Source organism: Streptomyces sp. NPDC090106 (assembly GCF_044747265.1).
Classification (GTDB): Bacteria; Actinomycetota; Actinomycetes; order Streptomycetales; family Streptomycetaceae; genus Streptomyces.
This window is the reverse complement of sequence record NZ_JBIVDS010000007.1, coordinates 382,028-400,272: the sequence shown is the minus strand read 5'-3', so window position 1 is coordinate 400,272 and position 18,245 is coordinate 382,028. Positions and strand designations below refer to the sequence as shown.

Annotated in this window: 15 protein-coding genes; 9 read left to right on the top strand and 6 right to left on the bottom strand. The window is 73.6% G+C overall.

The features are described 5' to 3' along the window. Positions 1–44: 44 nt before the first annotated feature. The 9 genes from ACIPSE_RS24400 (at position 45) to ssuE (ending at position 9,127) form a co-directional block, all read left to right on the top strand. Positions 45–1,610 (top strand): ABC transporter substrate-binding protein, encoded by a 1,566-nt coding sequence (locus tag ACIPSE_RS24400; protein WP_401665696.1) that lies wholly within the window; start codon positions 45–47, stop codon positions 1,608–1,610. 36 nt (positions 1,611–1,646) lie between these two features. Next, positions 1,647–2,675, top strand: a complete 1,029-nt coding sequence (locus tag ACIPSE_RS24395; RefSeq protein ID WP_401665693.1) for an ABC transporter permease — start codon at positions 1,647–1,649, stop codon at positions 2,673–2,675. 3 nt (positions 2,676–2,678) lie between these two features. Beyond that, positions 2,679–3,569, top strand: coding sequence for an ABC transporter permease (locus ACIPSE_RS24390; RefSeq protein ID WP_401665690.1), 891 nt, complete (start codon positions 2,679–2,681; stop codon positions 3,567–3,569). Beyond that, positions 3,566–4,444, top strand: a complete 879-nt coding sequence (locus tag ACIPSE_RS24385) for an ABC transporter ATP-binding protein (protein WP_401665684.1) — start codon at positions 3,566–3,568, stop codon at positions 4,442–4,444. Before ACIPSE_RS24390 ends, ACIPSE_RS24385 begins: the two co-directional genes overlap by 4 nt. Further along, positions 4,441–5,307: an ABC transporter ATP-binding protein gene (locus ACIPSE_RS24380; RefSeq protein ID WP_401665681.1), complete on the top strand. Its 867-nt coding sequence runs from the start codon at positions 4,441–4,443 to the stop codon at positions 5,305–5,307. Before ACIPSE_RS24385 ends, ACIPSE_RS24380 begins: the two co-directional genes overlap by 4 nt. A 25-nt stretch (positions 5,308–5,332) precedes the next feature. Next, the gene (locus ACIPSE_RS24375; protein WP_401665678.1) at positions 5,333–6,673 is read left to right on the top strand and encodes an LLM class flavin-dependent oxidoreductase; all 1,341 of its coding nucleotides are present in this window, start codon (positions 5,333–5,335) and stop codon (positions 6,671–6,673) included. Positions 6,674–6,683: 10 nt separating this feature from the next. Further along, positions 6,684–7,733, top strand: coding sequence for an LLM class flavin-dependent oxidoreductase (locus tag ACIPSE_RS24370; RefSeq protein ID WP_401665675.1), 1,050 nt, complete (start codon positions 6,684–6,686; stop codon positions 7,731–7,733). Next, positions 7,730–8,506 carry an alpha/beta hydrolase gene (locus ACIPSE_RS24365; RefSeq protein WP_401665672.1) on the top strand — a complete coding sequence of 259 codons (777 nt, stop codon included), beginning with the start codon at positions 7,730–7,732 and terminating at the stop codon, positions 8,504–8,506. Before ACIPSE_RS24370 ends, ACIPSE_RS24365 begins: the two co-directional genes overlap by 4 nt. Positions 8,507–8,572: 66 nt before the next feature. Beyond that, the gene (gene ssuE, locus ACIPSE_RS24360) at positions 8,573–9,127 is read left to right on the top strand and encodes an NADPH-dependent FMN reductase (protein ID WP_401665669.1); all 555 of its coding nucleotides are present in this window, start codon (positions 8,573–8,575) and stop codon (positions 9,125–9,127) included. A gap of 45 nt (positions 9,128–9,172) precedes the next feature. On the opposite strand, the gene denD is transcribed toward ssuE, so the two are convergent. The 6 genes from denD to ACIPSE_RS24330 all read right to left on the bottom strand — a co-directional run bounded on the left by denD (position 9,173) and on the right by ACIPSE_RS24330 (position 18,241). Continuing rightward, the gene (gene denD / locus ACIPSE_RS24355; RefSeq protein WP_401665666.1) at positions 9,173–10,192 is read right to left on the bottom strand and encodes a D-erythronate dehydrogenase; all 1,020 of its coding nucleotides are present in this window, start codon (positions 10,190–10,192) and stop codon (positions 9,173–9,175) included. Positions 10,193–10,234: 42 nt separating this feature from the next. Next, on the bottom strand, positions 10,235–12,355 hold the full coding sequence (locus ACIPSE_RS24350; protein WP_401665663.1) for a bifunctional serine/threonine-protein kinase/ABC transporter substrate-binding protein: 2,121 nt from the start codon (positions 12,353–12,355) through the stop codon (positions 10,235–10,237). A 71-nt stretch (positions 12,356–12,426) separates the two neighbouring features. After that, positions 12,427–14,619 carry a bifunctional serine/threonine-protein kinase/ABC transporter substrate-binding protein gene (locus tag ACIPSE_RS24345; protein ID WP_401665660.1) on the bottom strand — a complete coding sequence of 731 codons (2,193 nt, stop codon included), beginning with the start codon at positions 14,617–14,619 and terminating at the stop codon, positions 12,427–12,429. Further along, the gene (locus ACIPSE_RS24340) at positions 14,616–15,374 is read right to left on the bottom strand and encodes a hypothetical protein (RefSeq protein ID WP_401665658.1); all 759 of its coding nucleotides are present in this window, start codon (positions 15,372–15,374) and stop codon (positions 14,616–14,618) included. Before ACIPSE_RS24340 ends, ACIPSE_RS24345 begins: the two co-directional genes overlap by 4 nt. Before the next feature lie 204 nt (positions 15,375–15,578). Next, on the bottom strand, positions 15,579–17,186 hold the full coding sequence (locus tag ACIPSE_RS24335) for a C40 family peptidase (protein WP_401665655.1): 1,608 nt from the start codon (positions 17,184–17,186) through the stop codon (positions 15,579–15,581). A gap of 203 nt (positions 17,187–17,389) precedes the next feature. Beyond that, complete coding sequence (locus ACIPSE_RS24330; protein WP_401666089.1) at positions 17,390–18,241, bottom strand: endonuclease/exonuclease/phosphatase family protein; 852 nt, start codon at positions 18,239–18,241, stop codon at positions 17,390–17,392. Positions 18,242–18,245 lie beyond the last annotated feature (4 nt).

Below are 18,245 nucleotides of genomic sequence, written 5' to 3'. Positions count from 1 at the left end.
CGCAGCCCTGACCGGGCCGGGGCGCCCTCGAAGAAAGAACCGTCATGCCCCGACACAGCACGCCCCGCACCGGACCCGACCCGCGTTCCCGGCGCGGCACCCGGCTGCGCGCCGCCGCCCTGGGAACGGCCCTCGTCACCGTGCTCGTCCCTGCGCTCAGCGCCTGCGGCGGCGACAGCGCGTCGGCGAGCGGCGCCGCCACCCTGAAGTGGACCTCCTCCTACTTCCCCACCCACTGGGACCCGGTGGTCGGCGGCAGCGGCGCCCAGTTCCGTGAACTCGCCCTGGTGTACGCCTCGTTGACCCGCACGGACGAGACCGGCAAGGCGGTGCCCGACCTCGCCGAGAGCTGGGAGTACAACGCGAAGGGCGACGAGATCACCTTCCATCTGCGCTCCGGCCTGAAGTTCAGCGACGGCGAACCCGTCGACGCCTCGGCGGTGAAGGCGGCCATCGAACGCGCCCAGAAGCAGAAGAACTCGGCGCTCTTCGGTGACCTGACCTCGATCGGGTCGGTGGACGCGAAGGGCCTCGACGCGGTCCTCCACCTCACCCAGGTCGACTACCAGATCCCCCAGCTCCTCGGCGAGCGGGTGCTCCAGATCGCCAGCCCCAAGGCGGCGAAGTCCCCGGAGAAGCTGGACCAGAACCCGGTCGGCGCGGGCCCGTTCACCGTCACCCAGATCGTGCCGGGCACCAAGGCTGTCCTGAAGAAGAACCCCGACTACTGGGACGCCGACAACATCCACATCGACAACGTCGAACTCACCTCGGCCCCCGACGCCTCCACGGTCGTCTCCGGGCTCCAGACCGGCGTCTACAACTTCGCCGACATCGCGCCCAGTCAGGCGGACGCGGCCAAGAAGGCCGGCCTCGACGTCTTCGTCCAGCCGGGGTTCAACGCCTCCAACATCAGCCTCAACGTCAACAAGGCGCCCTTCGACGACGACAAGGTCGTGGACGCCGTCCGCTACGCCGTCAACCGCCAGGAGTTCGTGGACAAGCTGACCTTCGGGTACGGCGAGACCACCAACCAGCCCTTCCCCAAGGGATACGTGGCCTACGACCCGGCCTCCGAGGACGACTACGCCTACGACCTGGCCAAGTCGAAGAAGCTGCTCGCCGAGGCGGGATACAAGTCCGGTGACATCAAGCTCAACCTGGTGATCCCCGCGGAGGACCCGCAGGCGGAGATCGTCCAGTCGCAGCTCGGAGCGGTCGGCATCACCGTCACCATCAAGATCGACAAGAACTGGGCGACACCGTTCTTCGCCAAGGACCTGACCTTCTCGCTGTACGGCACCACGGGCCGGGACTCGGCGGTGCAGACCCTCACCGCGCACTTCGGCCCCGACGGTCCGCTCAACCTCAGCTCCCCGTACCAGCCTTCGGGCTTCGAGGCGGCCGTCGCCAAGGTCCGTGAGACCCCGCTGGACTCGCCCGACTACGCCACGGTGCTCCAGAGCGCGACCCGCGCCGGACTGGAGAGCCGGGCGCTGGTCTTCACCTACTCCCAGCCCAACCTCATCGCCAAGAGCAAGTCCGTGTCCGACCTGCCGAAGAACCCGGCCCACATCGACTGGACCGGCGTGACCATCGGCGCCAACTGACCGCCCGTACCCATCACTTCGAGAGGGGGCACCCCCATGACGACGACGCAGGCCCGGCCGCCGGCCGCAGCCCCGCGCACCGTCGCCACGGCCAGGACCCGGCACGCGCTGGGCCGCGTCCTGGCCACCCTCGCCCGGTCGGTCGCGATCTTCGTACCCGTCTTCCTGGTCGCGACGTTCGTGACGTTCGCGCTGCGCTCGCTCAGCGGGCTCAGCCCGGCGCGGATCCAGCTGGGCGAGGACGCGACACCCGAGGCGATCGCCCGGGTCGAGGCGCAGTGGGGCCTGGACCGGCCCTTCCTGGTGCAGTACGGCGACTGGCTGAGCGGCGTCCTGCACGGCCAGTTGGGCGCGAGCTGGACCAACGGCGCCGACATCTCCACCCTGATCGGCCTCGGTCTCGGGGTGAGCCTGTCGGTGGCGACCTTCGCGCTGCTCATCGGCGTGGTCGTCGGCTTCGCGCTCGGCACGCTCGCCGCGGTGCGCCGCACGACCTGGGTGGACCGCGCCGTCACCGGGTTCGTCACCGCGATCTCCGTGATGCCGGCGTTCGTCGTCGGGATCGTGCTGGTCGCCGTCCTCGCGGTCCAGCTCGGGCTGTTCCCCTCCGCCGGGTACGTCCCGGCGGAGCAGGGCTTCGGAGCGTGGATCGCCCACATCACCCTGCCCGCCGTCGCGTTGAGCTTCGACGTCGTCGCCGACGTCGCCCGCCAGCTGCGCTCCAGCCTCGTCGCGGCCTACCGCGAGAACTACGTCACCGGCGCGCTGGTACGAGGGCTGAGCCCACGCCGGATCTTCTTCGGGCACGTGCTGCGCAACGGCCTCGGACCGGCGCTCGCGACGCTCGGCCTGAAGTTCCCCTCGCTCGTCGGCGCGTCCGTCGTCACGGAGTGGATCTTCGGCCTCCAGGGCTTCGGCAGGTTCGCGAACGACTCGGCGCAGGCCGGTGACGTACCCGCCGTACAAGGAGTGCTCGTGGTGTCGATCGTCCTGGTCGTCGCGTTCAACCTGGTCGTCAACCTGGTGCTGGCGCGTGTGACGCCCGCGTCGCAGCGGGGGGTGTGAGCCGTGGTGCGCCGCGTTCTCTCCCTGCCCTCCGGCCGGATCGCCGTGGCCGTCCTCGCGGTGATCGCCCTGCTCGCCGCGTTCGGACCGCTGCTGGCCCCGCAGAACCCGCTCGCGACCAGCGACGACACGCTCGCCGCCGCGTCGGGCGCACACTGGCTGGGCACCGACTACCTGGGCCGGGACGTGCTGAGCCGGCTCCTCGACGGGTCCCGGATCAGTGTGCTGGGCTCGCTGGAGGTCGCCCTCACCGCGCTGGTCGTCGGGGTGGTCCCCGGCATCCTGTCGGTCTATCTGGGCCGGGCCTTCGAGTGGATCACCCTCCGGCTGGCCGACACCCTGGTCGCCCTGCCCTTCCTGCTGTTCGCCGTCGCCGTCGTCGCGCTGCTCGGCAACGGCATCACCCAGGCCATGCTCGTCACCGGCGTGCTCGTCTCCCCGCTGTTCTACCGGGTCTCGCGGGCCGCGACGCTGGCCGTGGCGCGCTCGCAGTACGTGGAGGCGGCGCTGATCTCGGGCGCCTCGCTCGGTTGGGTCGTCCGCCGGCACGTGTGGGTCAAGGTGCTGCCGCCCATCGCGGTGGCCCTCGCCCAGACCGTCGGCGTCGGCTTCGTCATCGTGTCGAGCCTGACGTTCCTCGGCATCGGCGTGCAGCCGCCCGCTCCCACCTGGGGCGGTCTGCTCGCCTCGGACCTCGGCTATCTCAGCCACCGTCCCTGGGCGCCGCTCACCCCGGCCCTGCTGATCGTCGTCACCGTCTGGGCCTGCAACCTCCTCGCCGACGCCATCCGGGACGTCTCCGGCGAGGCGGGCCGCGCGCTCCTCAACAGCCGCAAGGCCCGCGCCCGTCGGACCGGTCCGGCCGACCCCGTTCCCGCAGGAGGCGCGTCATGAGCACCCTGTCCCAGAAGCTCCCCGCACCCGCCGAGGCCCTCGCACCCCAGGGCGAGCCGACCCCGCCGGTGCTGTCGGTCCGGGACGTCCGCATCGGTGACCGGGCCGGTGACCGGGAGATCGTGCACGGCGTCGGCTTCGACCTCACCCCGGGCCGCACCGTCGGCATCGTCGGCGAGTCCGGCAGCGGCAAGACGCTGACCTGCCGGGCCGCCCTCGGCATCCTGCCCGCCCACTTCGAGGTCACCGGCGGCTCCATCGAGCTGGACGGCCGGGACATCACCGGCCTGACGCCCGCCCAGTGGACCGAGCTGCGCGGCTCGACGATCAGCGCGGTCTTCCAGGACCCCGCCTCCTACCTCAACCCCTCCATCAAGGTGGGCGCGCAGGTCGCCGAGGTCGTCCGGGTCAAGAAGGGCGCGAAACGGCGCGCGGCCCGCCACGAGGCGATCGAGCTGCTGCGCGCCGTGCACCTGCGCGACCCCGAGCTGGTCTACGGGCAGTACCCCCACGAGCTGTCCGGCGGCATGCTCCAGCGCGTGCTGATCGCGGCGGCCATCGCCGCCGGGCCGCGTGTCCTGATCGCCGACGAGGCGACGACCGCGCTGGACGTCACCGTGCAGGCCGAGATCCTCGACCTGCTGGCCGACCTGCGCGAACGGACCGGCCTCGCGCTCGTCGTGGTCTCCCACGACCTGGCCGTCGTCGCCCAGCTCTGCGACGAGGTCCTCGTCATGCGGCAGGGCCGGGTCGTCGAACGCGGGCCGACCCACGAGGTCCTGCACCACCCCCGCCACGCGTACACCCGGCTCCTCATCGACGAGCACGAGCAGTATGGGCTGGACAAGTTCCTCACCCCGCAGGAGGACGTGTGAGCACCGCCGGAGCACGTGAGGACACCACGACGGACATCCGCCCCGAGCCGGTCCTCGCCGTCGAGGGCCTGGAGGTGCACTACGGGCCGCGCCGCCGGCGACGGCGCGCCCTGCACGACGTCTCCCTGACCGTCGCGCCCGGCGAGACCGTCGGCATCATCGGCGAGACCGGCTCCGGGAAGTCCACGCTGGCGAGGGCCGTGCTCGGCCTGGTGCGCGCCTCGTCCGGCACCGTCCGCGTCGACGGCGAGGACGTCACCGGGCACACCGCCCGCCAGTGGCGGGCCCTGCGCCGCCGGGGCGTGATCCAGTACGTCTTCCAGGACCCGCTGCGCAGCCTCGACCCGGACCTCACGGTCGCCGAGTCGCTCGCGGAGCCCCTCCTCGTACGGGGCACCCCGCGCCAGGAGGCCGCCGCCCGGGTACGGGAGTTCCTGCCCCGGGTCCGGCTCACCGAGGACCTGTTGGACCGGCTGCCCGGTGAACTCTCCGGCGGTCAGCGCCAACGGGTCGCCGTGGCACGGGCGTTGGTCACCGAACCACGGCTGGTCATCCTCGACGAACCGGTCAGCGCCCTCGACTCCGCGAACCGGGTGCAGATCCTCCAGATCCTCAAGGAGCTGCGCGCCGACGGCGTGGCCCTCGTCTTCATCTCCCACGACCTCGGCTCCGTCGCCGGGGTCGCCGACCGGATCGCCGTGCTGTACCGGGGCGAGCTGGTCGAGACCGGGGAGGCCGCCGCCGTCGTGAACACCCCGGAGCACCCCTACACGCGGCTGCTCGTGCGGTCCGCGCCCACCCTGCACAGCGCTCCGGCCGACCGGGCCGAACGCGAGGCGCTGCGCGCCCTGTTGCACGCCTGAGCCCACCCGACAGACAGGAACAGCCATGCCCCGCACCATCCATCTCGCCCTGCACCCCTACGGCGTCGGCGGTCCCGGCCAGCACGGGCTGTGGAAGGACCCGCGCGTCGCGAAGAACTCCAGCATCGACATCGACTACTACATCCGGCTCGCCAAGGCCGCCGAACACGCGCTGTTCGACGCCCTGTTCATCGTCGACAGCCAGTTCATCAACTCCACCTACCCGGCGCACTACCTCAACCGGCTGGAGCCGCTGACCCTGCTGTCCGCGGTCGCCACCCACACCCGGCACATCGGCCTGGTCGGCACCGCCAGCTCGACGTACAACTCGCCCTTCAACCTGGCCCGGCGGTTCGCCTCGCTGGACCACATCAGCGGCGGGCGAGCGGGCTGGAACGTCGTCACCAGCTTCGACACCGGCACCTCCCGCAACTTCGGGTTCGACGAGCACCTCGACTACACGACCCGCTACGGCCGTGCCCTGGAGTTCGTGCAGGTCGCGCGGGGCCTGTGGGACTCCTACGAGGACGACGCCTTCCCCGCCGACGTCGAGCGAGGCGTCTTCCTCGACCCGGCCAAGCTGCACGCACTCGACCACCGGGGCGAGCACTTCACGGTCGCCGGGCCGCTGAACCTGTCCCGCTCGCCGCAGGGCCAGCCGGTGATCTTCCAGGCCGGGGTGTCCGAGGAGGGCCGTGACCTCGCCGCCCGGGTCGCCGAGGGGATCTACGCTCCCGGCGGATCGCTGGAGCAGGCGCGGGACTACTACGCCGACATCAAGCAGCGCACCGCCGCCTACGGGCGCGACCCCGACCACATCAAGATCTTCATCCACGGCGGGCCGGTCGTCGCCGCCACCGACGAGGCCGCGCGCCGCCGCGAGCGCGAGATCTTCGAGGAGGACAACGACTTCGCCGGCAACCTCGCGCTCCTCGGACGCTCCTTCGGGGCCTACGACTTCAGCGTCCACGACCTGGACGCGCCGTTCCCGGACGTCGCGCACCTGGCGGAGAAGGGCGGGCGCACGGGCGCCTCGGCGCTCATCGAGCGGGCCCGCGCGGAGAACCTGACGCTGCGCCAAGTGGCCCAGTCCGTCAACCAGTTCCGTCAGTCGCCGTTCGTCGGCGATCCCAACACGGTGGCCGACACCATCGAGCGCTGGTTCGACGCCGGCACCTTCGACGGCATCAACCTCGCCTTCCGCACCGAGGAGGAACTCGCCCTCTTCGTGGACGGTGTCGTGCCGCTCCTCCAGAAGCGCGGCCTGTTCCGCACCGAGTACGCCGCCGACACCCTGCGCGGCAACCTCGGCCTTCCGGTCCCCGCCAACCGCCACGCCCTCGCGGCGCGGCCGGCCCAGGACTGACGGCACCGCCATGACCCAAGACGGACCACGCCTGCGTCTGGGCTTCCTCACCCATGTCCAGGGCCGCGACGGCGACTTCGCCCGCACCTACCGCAACGCCCAGGAACTGTTCACCGTCGCCGACGAACTCGGCTTCGACATCGGCTGGGTCGCCCAGCACCACGTCCCGCTCGGCGGCGGTGGCCTGTCCTCCCCGTGGATGTTCCTCGCCCACGCGGCGGCCCGCACCACCCGCATCCGGCTCGGCACCGCCATCACGGTGCTGCCGCTGGAGAACCCGGTGCGTCTCGCCGAGGACATCGCCACCGTCGACATCCTCAGCGGCGGCCGGGTCGAGGTCGGCGTCGGCAGCGGCTCCAGCGACCTGGAGTACGCCGCGTTCGGCCAGGACCCCTCCCGCAGGCGCGAGTTGACCAGCCTGCACCTGGACATCCTGCGCGACGCCCTGGCGCACCGGGAGGTCGGTGCTCCCGGCTTCCGCGTCCAGCCCGAGCCGGGCGACTTCACCGACCGTGTCTGGCAAGGGGTGTTCAGCGCGCCGGGCGCCGTGTACGCGGCGGAGCACGGCTCGAACCTGCTGCTCAACCGGGCGGCGTACGGCTACGACGCGCCCACCGACGAGGTGCAGCGGCCCTGGGCCGACGCCTATCTCGGCGCCTGGGACCAGCCGCGCCGGCCGCGCATCGGACTGTCGCGTTTCGTGTTCCCGGCGCGGGACCGGCGCACCGCGCTGCGGCACATCGGGGACGACGTCCACCGGGCGGCCCTGCGCATGGCGGAACACGGCGCGTTCCCGAAGGACCTGGACGCGGACGACGCGCTGCGCCGCTTCCACTGCTTCTACGGCCATCCCGAGGAGATCGTCGCGGCGCTCGGGCAGGAGAAGGTGCTGCCCGTCGCCACGGATCTCATCACCCAGTTCAACCCGGCCGTGCCCGACCACGACGCGGCGCTGCGCGCCCTCGAACTCATCGCGACCCAAGTGGCCCCCGCGCTGGGCTGGACCCCCGCCCACCGGGCCGAGCCTCACACACCCGCACCCGCAGGAGTACGCACATGACCCAGTACAGCGACCACCACGGCCCCGAGGGCCTCCTCGTGCGAGGGACCGTCGTCGTGGTCCCCGGGCGGGGCGAGACCCGCGCGACCTACACCCGCCTCGGCCGGCGGCTCGCCGCGGACGCCTACCGCGTCCGTGTGATCGACGGCCAGGACCTCCACGCGGACGACCTGGACGCGTCCCTGGACGGGCTCGCCGCCCGCCTCACCGACGCGGTGGACGGCACAGCCGTGGACGGTCAGGTCGCCCTGCCCGTGGTGTTCGTGGGAGCGGACTCCGGCGCCGCCGCGCTCGCCGCGCTGCTCGCCCGGCCCGCCACGGCCGACGAGCGGCGGCCCGACGCGCTCGTCCTCGCCGGTCTGCCCGGAGGTGTCGCGAACCAGACCGGCACAGCGGCCACTTGGGACGACGAACTCGCCGTCCGCACCTCCTGCCCCACCCACCGGGGGGTGCTCAGCGACGACCCGCGGGTGCGGCGCGGCGCCCTCGACGAGGCCCTGCCGGACGCGCTGCTCGCCGCTGCGGACGAGGCCGCCGTGGACGTCCCGGTGCTGCTGCTCGCCGGTGACGCGGACCCTCTCGCGGACCACGAGGCGCTGGCCCGCGCGGCCAAGTCGCTGCCCCGCGCCCGGCTCTCGGTCGTGCACGGCGCGCACCACGACGTGCTCAACGACCTCCAGCACCGTTCCACGGCCGCCGAGGTCGTCACGTTCCTCGAAACGCTCCGCAACGAACTGCGCCCCCTGGTGACGGTGCGGTCGAGCGCGTGGTGAGCGACCACCGCGCGTCTCCGTCCCCCGACCACCGTCGCTGAACCCCTCTCCCGGAAGGTCCCCCGCATGGCCGTCGTCCTGTCCGTCTCCGGAAGCCCCTCCCCCACCTCCCGCACCACCCGTCTGCTGCGCCACCTGGACGACCGGCTGCGCCGGCAGGGGCACGAAGTGATCCCGCTGGAGGTCCGCACCCTGCCTCCCGAAGCCCTGCTCGGCGCGGACTTCGCGCATCCGGCGATCGTCGCCGCCACCGAGCTGTTCGCGCGGGCGGACGGCGTGGTGATCGGCACGCCGGTCTACAAGGCCGCCTACTCGGGGCTGCTCAAGTCGCTGCTGGACCTGCTCCCGCAGTACGCCCTCACCGGCAAGACGGTGCTGCCGCTGGCGACGGGCGGCAGCACCGCCCATGTGCTGGCCATCGACTACGCCCTGCGCCCGGTGCTCAGTTCCATGGGCGCGGCGCACATCGTGCCCGGCTGGTTCACCCTCGACCGGGACATCGCGGCGGAGGACACCTCGCTGCCGGTCGCCGCTGCCGCCGCCGAGGCGCTGGAGGAGGTCACCGACCGGTTCTCGGCCGCACTGGGCGGACGGACGCAGGCGCTCGCCGCGACCGGGTGAGGAGTACGGCGGACGCGGTTCGCCGACGGCGGGGTCCCCTCCCCGTCATCGGGGGCCTGCACCCGGCGGGCCCGCCACCGCCTCGGGGTGATCCGCAAGATAGGCCCGGACGACCGCCTCGAAGTCGGCGTCGGGCAGCAGGCCCAGGGCCGCGGCGCGCCGGCCGTCGAAGTCGGCGGGCCACGATCCGACGATCGCCTCGACGGCCGGATCGGGTGCCACGGTCACCAGGTCGGCGGTCGCGGCGCCCGCCACCTTCCGGAGCGTGGCGAGCATGTGCGCGACCGAGACGGTCAGGGCGGGCACGTTGACCGGCTCCGCCCCCTCGATCAGGCCCGGCCCGCTGCCGTGTCCGGCTCCCGCGATGCGCAGCAGGGCCTGGACCGTGGTCCGCGGCGACGCCAGGGCGACGGTCAGGTCCGGTGCGACGGGGCACAGGGCCGGCCGTCCGGCGAGGGGTTCACGGACGATGGCGGAGAGGAACCCGGACGCGGCGGCGTTGGGGCGGCCCGGCCGCACCACGACGGTCATCAGGCGGGCGACGCGTCCGTCGACGAAGCCGCGGCGGGTCATGTCGGCGACGAGATGCTCGCACATCAGCTTCTGGGTGCCGTAGCTGGATCGCGGGGCCGGCAGGGTCGTCTCGCTCACCGGCGGCCCGGGTTCCCCGCCCGGGGCGCGGCCGTAGACGGCGATGCTGCTGGTGAACACGGCCCGCACCACCGGCCCGCCGCCCCGCGCCTGTTCCCGGGCCGTCTGGAGAAGGGCGCGGGTGGTGTCCGCGTTGGCGCGCATCCCGAGGTCGAAGTCGGCCTCGCACTCGGCGGAGACCGCCGCCGCGAGGTGGAACACCAGGTCCACCGGCTCCGCGAACACGTCGGCGAGGACGTCGGCGAGATCGCCGGTCACCGTCCGTACGACGGGGTCCGCGCCGTGCGCCGGGAGGACACGGTCGACGAGCACCAGCCCGGTGACCGGGGCCCCCGCGCAGGTCCGGGTCCGCAGGAGCTCCTCGACGAGCAGGGTTCCCAGGAAACCGGACGCCCCTGTCACGACGATCCTCATGTGCCCCTCCTGCGGTCGGCGTTCGGTCACTCCGGCGTTCGGTCACTCCGGCGTTCGGCCGATGTCGTCGGAGCGTGTCACGAAACGGACGGCTCCCCCGGTCACCCGGTACAGGAATCCGCCGCTGTCGTCCTCGACCTGGAAGTACTGGGAGGCGGCGTCGAACCCGATCCGCCGGGTGATGCCCTGCCAGGGGGCGCGCAGCAGTTCCGAGCGCAGGGCGGACCGGCCGTCGTCGCCGACGGAGGCGAGGCCGTGGGCGGCGAAGCGGACCGCGTCGTACGCCTCGGCGGCCCAGGGGGTGGGCGCGGTGCGGTGGCGGGCCCGGAACGCGGCGGCGAACTTCTCGGTCCTGGGGTCCTCGTCCGCGTCGGTGTAGCTCGTGCCGATCCGCCATCCCTCGCCGACCGCGAGGAAAGCCGCGTCGAGGATGTGTTCGCCCGCGACCCGGGCGCCCTGATGGCCCGCGTCCCGCAGCGCGGAGGCGAGGGCGGCGGCACGGTCGGGGCGTACCCCGGCGAAGAGGACGGCGTCGCGGGGGCGGGCGGCGATGTGGCGGGCGAGCGCGGTGAAGCCGTCGTCCGCGGCGGCGTCCTGGACCTCCGTGTCGCTGTCGAGCTTGCCGTGGGTGGTGGCGATCCGGACGGTGGGCAGGCTGTCGGCCTCCGTGGCCCGGTCGTGGACGATCACCGTGCGCTCGGGTCGGACGACCCGGTTCAGATAGCGCAGGACCGCGTGCGGGCCGAGGGTCTTGGTGGAGCGCAGCAGGAGTCCGCTGGTGACGTTGAGGGCGTTGAGCTCCTCGCTGTCGGCGCGGGTGATGAGCAGCGTGAGGCGGGCCTTCGTGCAGGGTTCCAGGGCCGCGAGGACGGGTGCGTCGCCACCGACGGCGATCACCACGGACACGTCCGGGTCGGCGGCCAGCCGGGTGGCCGCCGCGAGGGCGCCCGCGGCGGTCCCCCGGTCGTCGGCGGTGCGCAGGGTGAGGTCGAGGGTGCGTGCCGGGTCCTGCGCGTGCTGTTCGACGGCGAGCCGTGCGGCGCGCTCCTGCGCCGGGTAGTAGGGGTCGTCGGGTGTGCCGAGCAGGGCGACGACATGCCGGGGGCGCGGGGTCGGACCCGCTCCCGCGGACGCCTTGTTCCTGCCCCACCGCCACCACACCCCCGCCCCGGTCACGGCGGTGACCCCGAGCGCGCTGCCCGCGACGAGCACCCTCCGTCGGGTGAGCGGCGGTCGGTCCTCCGGCTCGTCCGGGCCCGGCGGTGCGACGAGCAGGGTCGGTTCGGGCACCGGCAGGTCGAGCACCCGGGCGGCGCGCGAGGCGACCAGCGCGGGAAGCCCTTCGGGCAGCCAGCCGTCGGGGGTGAACGCGCCCAGCACGGAACGGAGTTCAGGCAGTCCGGGGCGCCCCTCCGGCTCCTTCGCCAGACAGCGCCGTACGAGGTCGTCGAGGCGGTCCGGTACGCCGTCCAGGTCCGGTTCGCCGTGCACGGTGCGGTACAGGACGGCCGCGGCGCCCCCGGTGCCGAACGGGGCGCGGCCGGTCGCCGTGAGGGCGAGGACGCAGCCGAGGGAGAACACGTCGCTCGAGGGTCCCACGGTGCGCCCGCGCGCCTGCTCGGGCGAGAGATAGCCGGGTGAGCCGACGACGGTGCCGTCCGCGGTGAGCGCGGTCGCGCCGACGGCCCGCGCGATCCCGAAGTCGATCAGGCGGGGGCCGTCGGCGGCGAGGAGCACGTTCGCCGGTTTGACGTCCCGGTGGACCAGCCCGGCGGCATGCACCTCCTCCAGCGCCTCGGCGAGCACACCGCCCAGACCGCGCACCTGCGCCTCGGGCCAGGGCCCTTGGAGCGCGACGGCCTCGGCGAGCGACGGGCCGGGCACATACGCCGTGGCCAGCCACGGGGAGCGGGCGTCGGCGTCGGCGGCGACGACCGGCACCGTCCACCGGCCGGTGAGCCGTCCCGCGAGCTCCGCCTCGCGGCGGAAGCGGGCGCGGAAGCCGGGGTCGGCGGCGTATTCGGCGCGGATCACCTTCAGTGCGCACCACGCGCCGTGCGGCGACCGGGCGAGGTAGACCACGCCCATGCCGCCCGCGCCGAGCCGCCCGGCCAGGCGGTGGCCGCCGATCGCGGACGGGTCGGAGGGCAGAAGCCGTTCCATGTCAGCCGCCCACCCGTCCCCCGGTCCGGCGCACCCGTTCCCCGATCACGCCGCGCCGTTCCCCTCGCGCCTCAACTGCCCTCCGCCTGCGCCTGTCTGACCAGGTCCGCGAGCGATCCGAGCTGCCGGAAGCGCCCGTCGCGGACCTGGTGGACGAACGTCTGCTCCGTCCAGCCCTCACCACTGTTGTCGTACTGGTGATAGTCGCCGAAGACGTAAGTCCGCGCGACGCCCTGGTACTTCACCTTCGCCAGCCGCTCCGCGAGGGCCGTCCGCGCTGGGCGGCCCCCTCCGGCCGGGACGGTGCGGGCGAACTCGGTGAGCAGCATCCGCGCGCTGTCGTACGCCTCGGTGGCGTACGGCTCCGGGACGGCGTCGTAGCGTGCCCGCCAGGCGGCGGTGAAGTCCTTGGCGGGCTTCGTCGTCAGGACGGAGGGGTCGACGGCCGCCGTCACGGCGTACCAGCCCTCGCCGGCGTCGCCCGCGAGCCGGGGGAAGTCCGAGCCGTAGAGCTGGTGCTGCATCCAGCGCGGCCCGGTGAAGCCGGCCGCGGCGAGGTCCCGCGCGGCGCGGACGGTGGCCTCCAGGGTGCCCATGTAGGCGAAGGCGTCGACGCCCTCGGCGAGCAGGTCGCGGACCGCGCGCGGGCCGTCGTCGGTGTCTTCGGCGACGACGGCGGGGACGACCTCGACGCCGATCCGCCGCAGGCCGTTGACCAGGGAGGTGCCCTGGTCCTGGACGACGGAGCCGCCCGCCCGGTCGATCACCACGCCGGTGCGTCCCACCTGCTGGGTGGCGTAGGCGTGGAAGGCCACCCAGGTGCCGATGGCGATGTGCGGGGAGGCGCTCTGGAAGGAGGTCGTGGGCGAGGTAACGAAGTAGTCCTGCTGGCCCGTGGTGCTGGACATGTGGGTCAGCCCGGCCTCGCCGTAGACGGTCGCGGCGGCCCGCATCGGGATCTCGCCGACGGGTCCCAGCACGGCGACGACGGCACGGTCGGCGGTGAACTCCCGGGCCACCTGCCGGGCGGTGTCGACGTCGCCGCGGTCGGACAGGACCTTCACCTTGAGGTCGTAGGCGCGCTTGGCCGAGGCGTTGTGCTGGGCGACCGCGAGCCGGGCCGCGCGCTCGGCGGAACGGCTGACGGCGCTGTCGGCCTCGGTGTCGGAGGCGTGCACGCCGAGGACGTGGACGGGGCGCCCGGGGGCGGACGGTTTCTCGTCGTCGCCCGTCGCCCAGACGGCGGCCCCGGCCCCGGCGCCCGCGAGGAGCAGCGCGCCGCCGGAGAGCAGCAGCAGCCGGCGTCGCCCGAGGTGCCGCGTCGGGGCGTCCCGCATCTCCCGCTCGTCGGGTTTGCCGACCTCCGTGGGCTCGATGTCGGGCAGCGCGAGGCTCTCGGCGGACCGCAGGGCGACCATGCGGGCGACCGGGTCGGGGAGCCAGCCGCCGGAGCCGTCCGGGGCGTCCCCGGCGAGTGCGGCGCGCATCTCGTCGGCGGTGGGCCGCGCCTCGGGCTCCTTGGCCAGGCAGCGTTCCGTCAGGGCCAGCAACTCGCCGTCCATGGAACCGAGTTCGGGCTCGTCATGGACCGTGCGGTACAGCAGGGCGTCCGGGGTTCCGGTGCCGAAGGGCGGAACGCCGGTCGAGGCGTACGCCAGCACGCAGCCGAGGGCGAAGACGTCGCTCGCGGACTCGGCGGGACGGCCCTGCGCCTGTTCCGGCGCGAGGAACCCGGGGGTGCCGACGACCATGCCGGACGCGGTCAGGGCCGTGTCGTCGGCGGCGCGCGCGATGCCGAAGTCGATGAGCCGGGGCCCGTCCAGCGCGAGCAGGACGTTGCCCGGCTTGACGTCCCGGTGCACCAGCCCGGCGCTGTGCACGGCGTCCAGCGCCTGGGCCAGCAGCCCGCCCAGCACCCGGACCGCGCCCGGGGGCAGCGGGCCGTGCGCGGAGACCGCCTCGGCGACGGAGGGACCGGGGACGAACGCGGTGGCGAGCCAGGGTTCACGGGCCTCGGCGTCCGCGTCGAGGACGGGCACCACCCAGGGGCTCTCCACCCGCCGCGCCAGGTCCACCTCGCGGGCGAACCGGGCCTGGAAGTCGGCGTCGGAGGCCCCTTCGCCGCGGATCACCTTGACGGCGGCGAGCGCGCCCGCGTCGGTGCGCCCGAGGTAGACGACGCCCATGCCGCCCGCGCCCAGTCGGCGCAGCAGCCGGAACCCCGCGATGCGGGACGGGTCGGAGGACCACAGTGCTTCGCTCACCGCTCCGTCCCCCAGCGGTCGATGTCGGCGGCGACGAAGCCCACGCCCTGGGCGAGGTCGCTGCTGACGGCGTTGTCCTCGTCCTCGGTGCGGCCCGCGCCGTGCCGGGCCGTCCCGGCCACGGTGACCGGACCGACCCGGTACTTGTACCAGTCGAAGGGGTGCCCCTTGGCCGCGCCGTCGGCCCGCCACTCCCCCACCTCGGCCAGGTCGTCCTCGGCGACCACGCTCCGCGCGTCGGTGTACGCGTCGACCCGGGAGAACAGGCCGCTGACCACGTCCGTGGCGTTCAGGCGCTGTTCGGGGCAGCGCAGCGCCGACTCCAGCGCGCCCGCCATGTCGCGCCGCGCGGCGGCGACGTCCTCGTGCACGGTGACGGTCACCGAGACGTACACCGGCCCCTTGCCGCCCTGTTCCGGCAGTTCGAAGGATCGGGTGAGGCTCGCCAGCGCGGTGCCGGCCAGCGGCTCGCGCCGCCACAGACAGTCCTCGCCGAGGACGGCCCACTCGGCCGGATCGCTCTCGAAGGGTTCGCGCTTGCGGTATCCGGCACCGAAGTAGTCGGGCCGCACGTCGAGTTCCCGCACGAAGGCGACCGCCTCCCGGCGCGTTCCCGGCGCCCGGTCCTCCGCAAGCGTGTACGGGTCGTCGCCCGCCGCGGACGCCGACGCCGAGGCGCCGGTGCTCGGACTCGGCTCCTTCTTCGACTCCCCCGCCGCCGGGCCGTCACCGCCCGACTCGCTCGTGCACCCCACCAGCAACAGCGTCCCCGCCGCCACACCTAAGACTGGTCTCCACCCGGCCATGCCCGACTCCCCTCCGACCCCCCGTACCCTGCAAGGCAGTCTGGCGCATCCGCAACAGGCGCCAACTCCCCTTGCGGGAATACCTAGTTACGGTTTCGGACGGCGGCACGGGCCGCTCCGGTTGCACCCGGCGGGGACTTCGGTGACGTGGTGTCAGGCCGGGCGCACCGCACCCCTGATGGCAGCCTCGCCCGCGAAGAACACCGACTCCTCACGGACCGCCGCTCCCGGCCCCGGCGCGTGGATCATCACGCCGTTGCCGGCCCAGACGCCGACATGGCCGAGGTCGTCCAGGAAGAAGATCAGGTCTCCCGGCCGAACCTCCGCCAGGGCCACGGGCGTTCCGATCGCCGACTGGGCGACGGACGTCCTCGGCAGGGTGACCCCGGCCATCTTCCAGGCGGCCTGGGTGAGCCCGGGAGCGTCGTAGGAGCCCGGTCCGGACGCGCCCCACACGCAGGGCCGTCCGATCTGCTCGCGCGCGAACGCGACCACCCGCTCGCCCTTGGTGCCGTGCGCCGCGCCTCCGGGCTGGGGGGACGCGACCCAGGGGGCGGGCGCCGGGGCGGCGGCGACCGGCTGGGGGGCGGGAGCGGGCGCCGGGGCGGCGGGCAGCCCGGCACCGTAGGAGGGGGTCGGGTCGGTGGGCAGCCCGGCACCGTAGGACGGGGTCGGGTCGGTCGTCCACCCGGTCCCGGTGGCGTACGGGGCGGGCGCGGGGGCCGCGACAGGGGCGGGTGCCGGAGCGGCGGCCGGGGCGGGCATGGGTGCCATCGACCCGGCGCCGTACGTCGTCATGCCGTTCGCCGGGAATCCGGGATCGGGCAGCCCCGGGGCGGGCAGAGAGATCGAGGGCTCCGGGACGAGGGCGGGGGCGGGCATCATCGGGGCCGGAGCGGCCTGGGGCATGGCCTGAGTCATCGTCTGAGACATTGCCTGCGGCATCACCTGGGGCATCGCCTGGGTCATGACCTGGGGCTGGAGATACTCCGGCTCGTTGTCCCGCAGGACGGGCTGGGGTCCCGAGTCCCACAGGCGCTGGCCATCACCGAACGTGCCGTCCATGGCCGAGGGAACGGGCTCGGGCGCGGGTGCGGTGACCACCTGCTGCGGGCCCGTGTTCCAGAGAGGATCTCCGGAGCCGAACGTGCCGTCCGGGACGGCGGGCGCGGGCGCGGCGAACTGCTCCTGAACAGGCGGCGGGCCCGACGGGGCCGGAGCGGCGGGCAGTTCGGGAAGGTAGGCGGTCTCCGCCATCGGCATGGCGGCGGCCAGAGGGGCGGCGGCGGTCATGGGGGCTGCTGCGGCCATCGGCGCGGCCGGGCCCGCGGTCAGCTCCAGCGGCGCGCCGCCGCCCGAGGACCCCCGGGCCGCCTTGGGCGCTTCGAGGGCGAGGGGCTCGGCGGAACGCCGCGGCTGCGGCGGACGGAACGACGGCTCACGGCCCGGCCGGGACACCGGGACGGTCGGACCGAGCTTGGCCCGGGCCACGTTGAACCACTGCCGGGTCAGCGCTTCCAGATCGCCGTCACCGCCCTGGGACCGGCCACCGCCGGCTCCGCCGCGCTGACGGGGGATCGAGCCCGCGCGCGTCGCGTTGAAGGTGCCCGTGTCGTCCTCGGCCCTGTCGTAGAGCCGGTTGACCCTCCGACGGACCTCGTCACGGCTCGGCCCCTCGGCTGCGAGGGAGTCAGCGGCCGAGGAATTGCCCTTGCCCGGGAGGCTGTTCGCTCCGGTGCGCGACGTTCGTTCCGGCGCCATGGGAACGTGCTCCTTCCGTACGGGACACACGAGCGACCTGTTCTTCCGAGGAAGTCGTGCGTGTAGACGCCAACTTAGCCAACTTGTGAGTCTTCCGTGAAGATCGAAGCGTTAAATGCCCGATACGCTTCTGTGACCTTCGCCCCATCTCCCGTTCCGCGCCAGTCCTTTGACCGTCAATTCGGAAACCGGGACGGCCGCCGCTACCGCGTCCCGCTCGGTTCCAGGTCGGCCTGGACGAGGTTGTGGTCGGAGTACTCGGTCGGGTGCACCTTCTGGTCGACCGCGGTGAAGCCGCGCAGGAAGACGTAGTCGAACTTGGCCTGCCAGTCGGTGGTCGTCGCGCAGCCCGCGGCGGGCGCGGGGTGGCAGTCGGGGTCCGCGTCGACGGCCACGTCCCACATGTCGGCGAGTTCGGCGGCGTCCGGGACCGCGTTGAAGTCGCCGAGGACGATCGTGCGGTCGTACCGGGCGACGACCGGGGCCAGGACTCGCGTCTGGGCGGCCCGGACCGGTTCCTGGCGCCGCTCGGCGAGGTGGGTGTTGAAGACGCGCACGGACCGGCCGGCCACGGTCGTGGTGACCGCCATGTACCCGCGGTCCTCCGAACCCCCGTCGGGGTACTCCACGTTGACGCGGCCGGTCATCGGCGCCGCCGAGAGGATCGCCTGGCCGTATCCGCCGGGCCGCCACGGCGCTCCCCCGCAGCGGCTCCAGTTGCGCAGCACCGCCCCGTACTCGACGTGGTAGTCGAGGCCGTACAGGCGCTCCAGATAGTCGCGGATCTTCTCCACGTCGCTGGAGCACGCCTCCTGGAGGCCGATGACCTGGGGCGCGTAGGAGGCGATCTCCCCCGCCCGGTCGGCGTTGCTCAGGTCACAGGGGTTGCACATGTTCCAGGTCATGACCCGGTTCGGTACGACCTCGCCGACGGCGTCGACGGGTGTCGACCGGCCGAAGAGAGGGCCGCCCGATCCGCCGGGGCCGCCGACGAGGCCCATGCAGACCACGATCACGACACCCGCGAGCAGCCCTTTGACCCGTCCGCGCACGATCGCC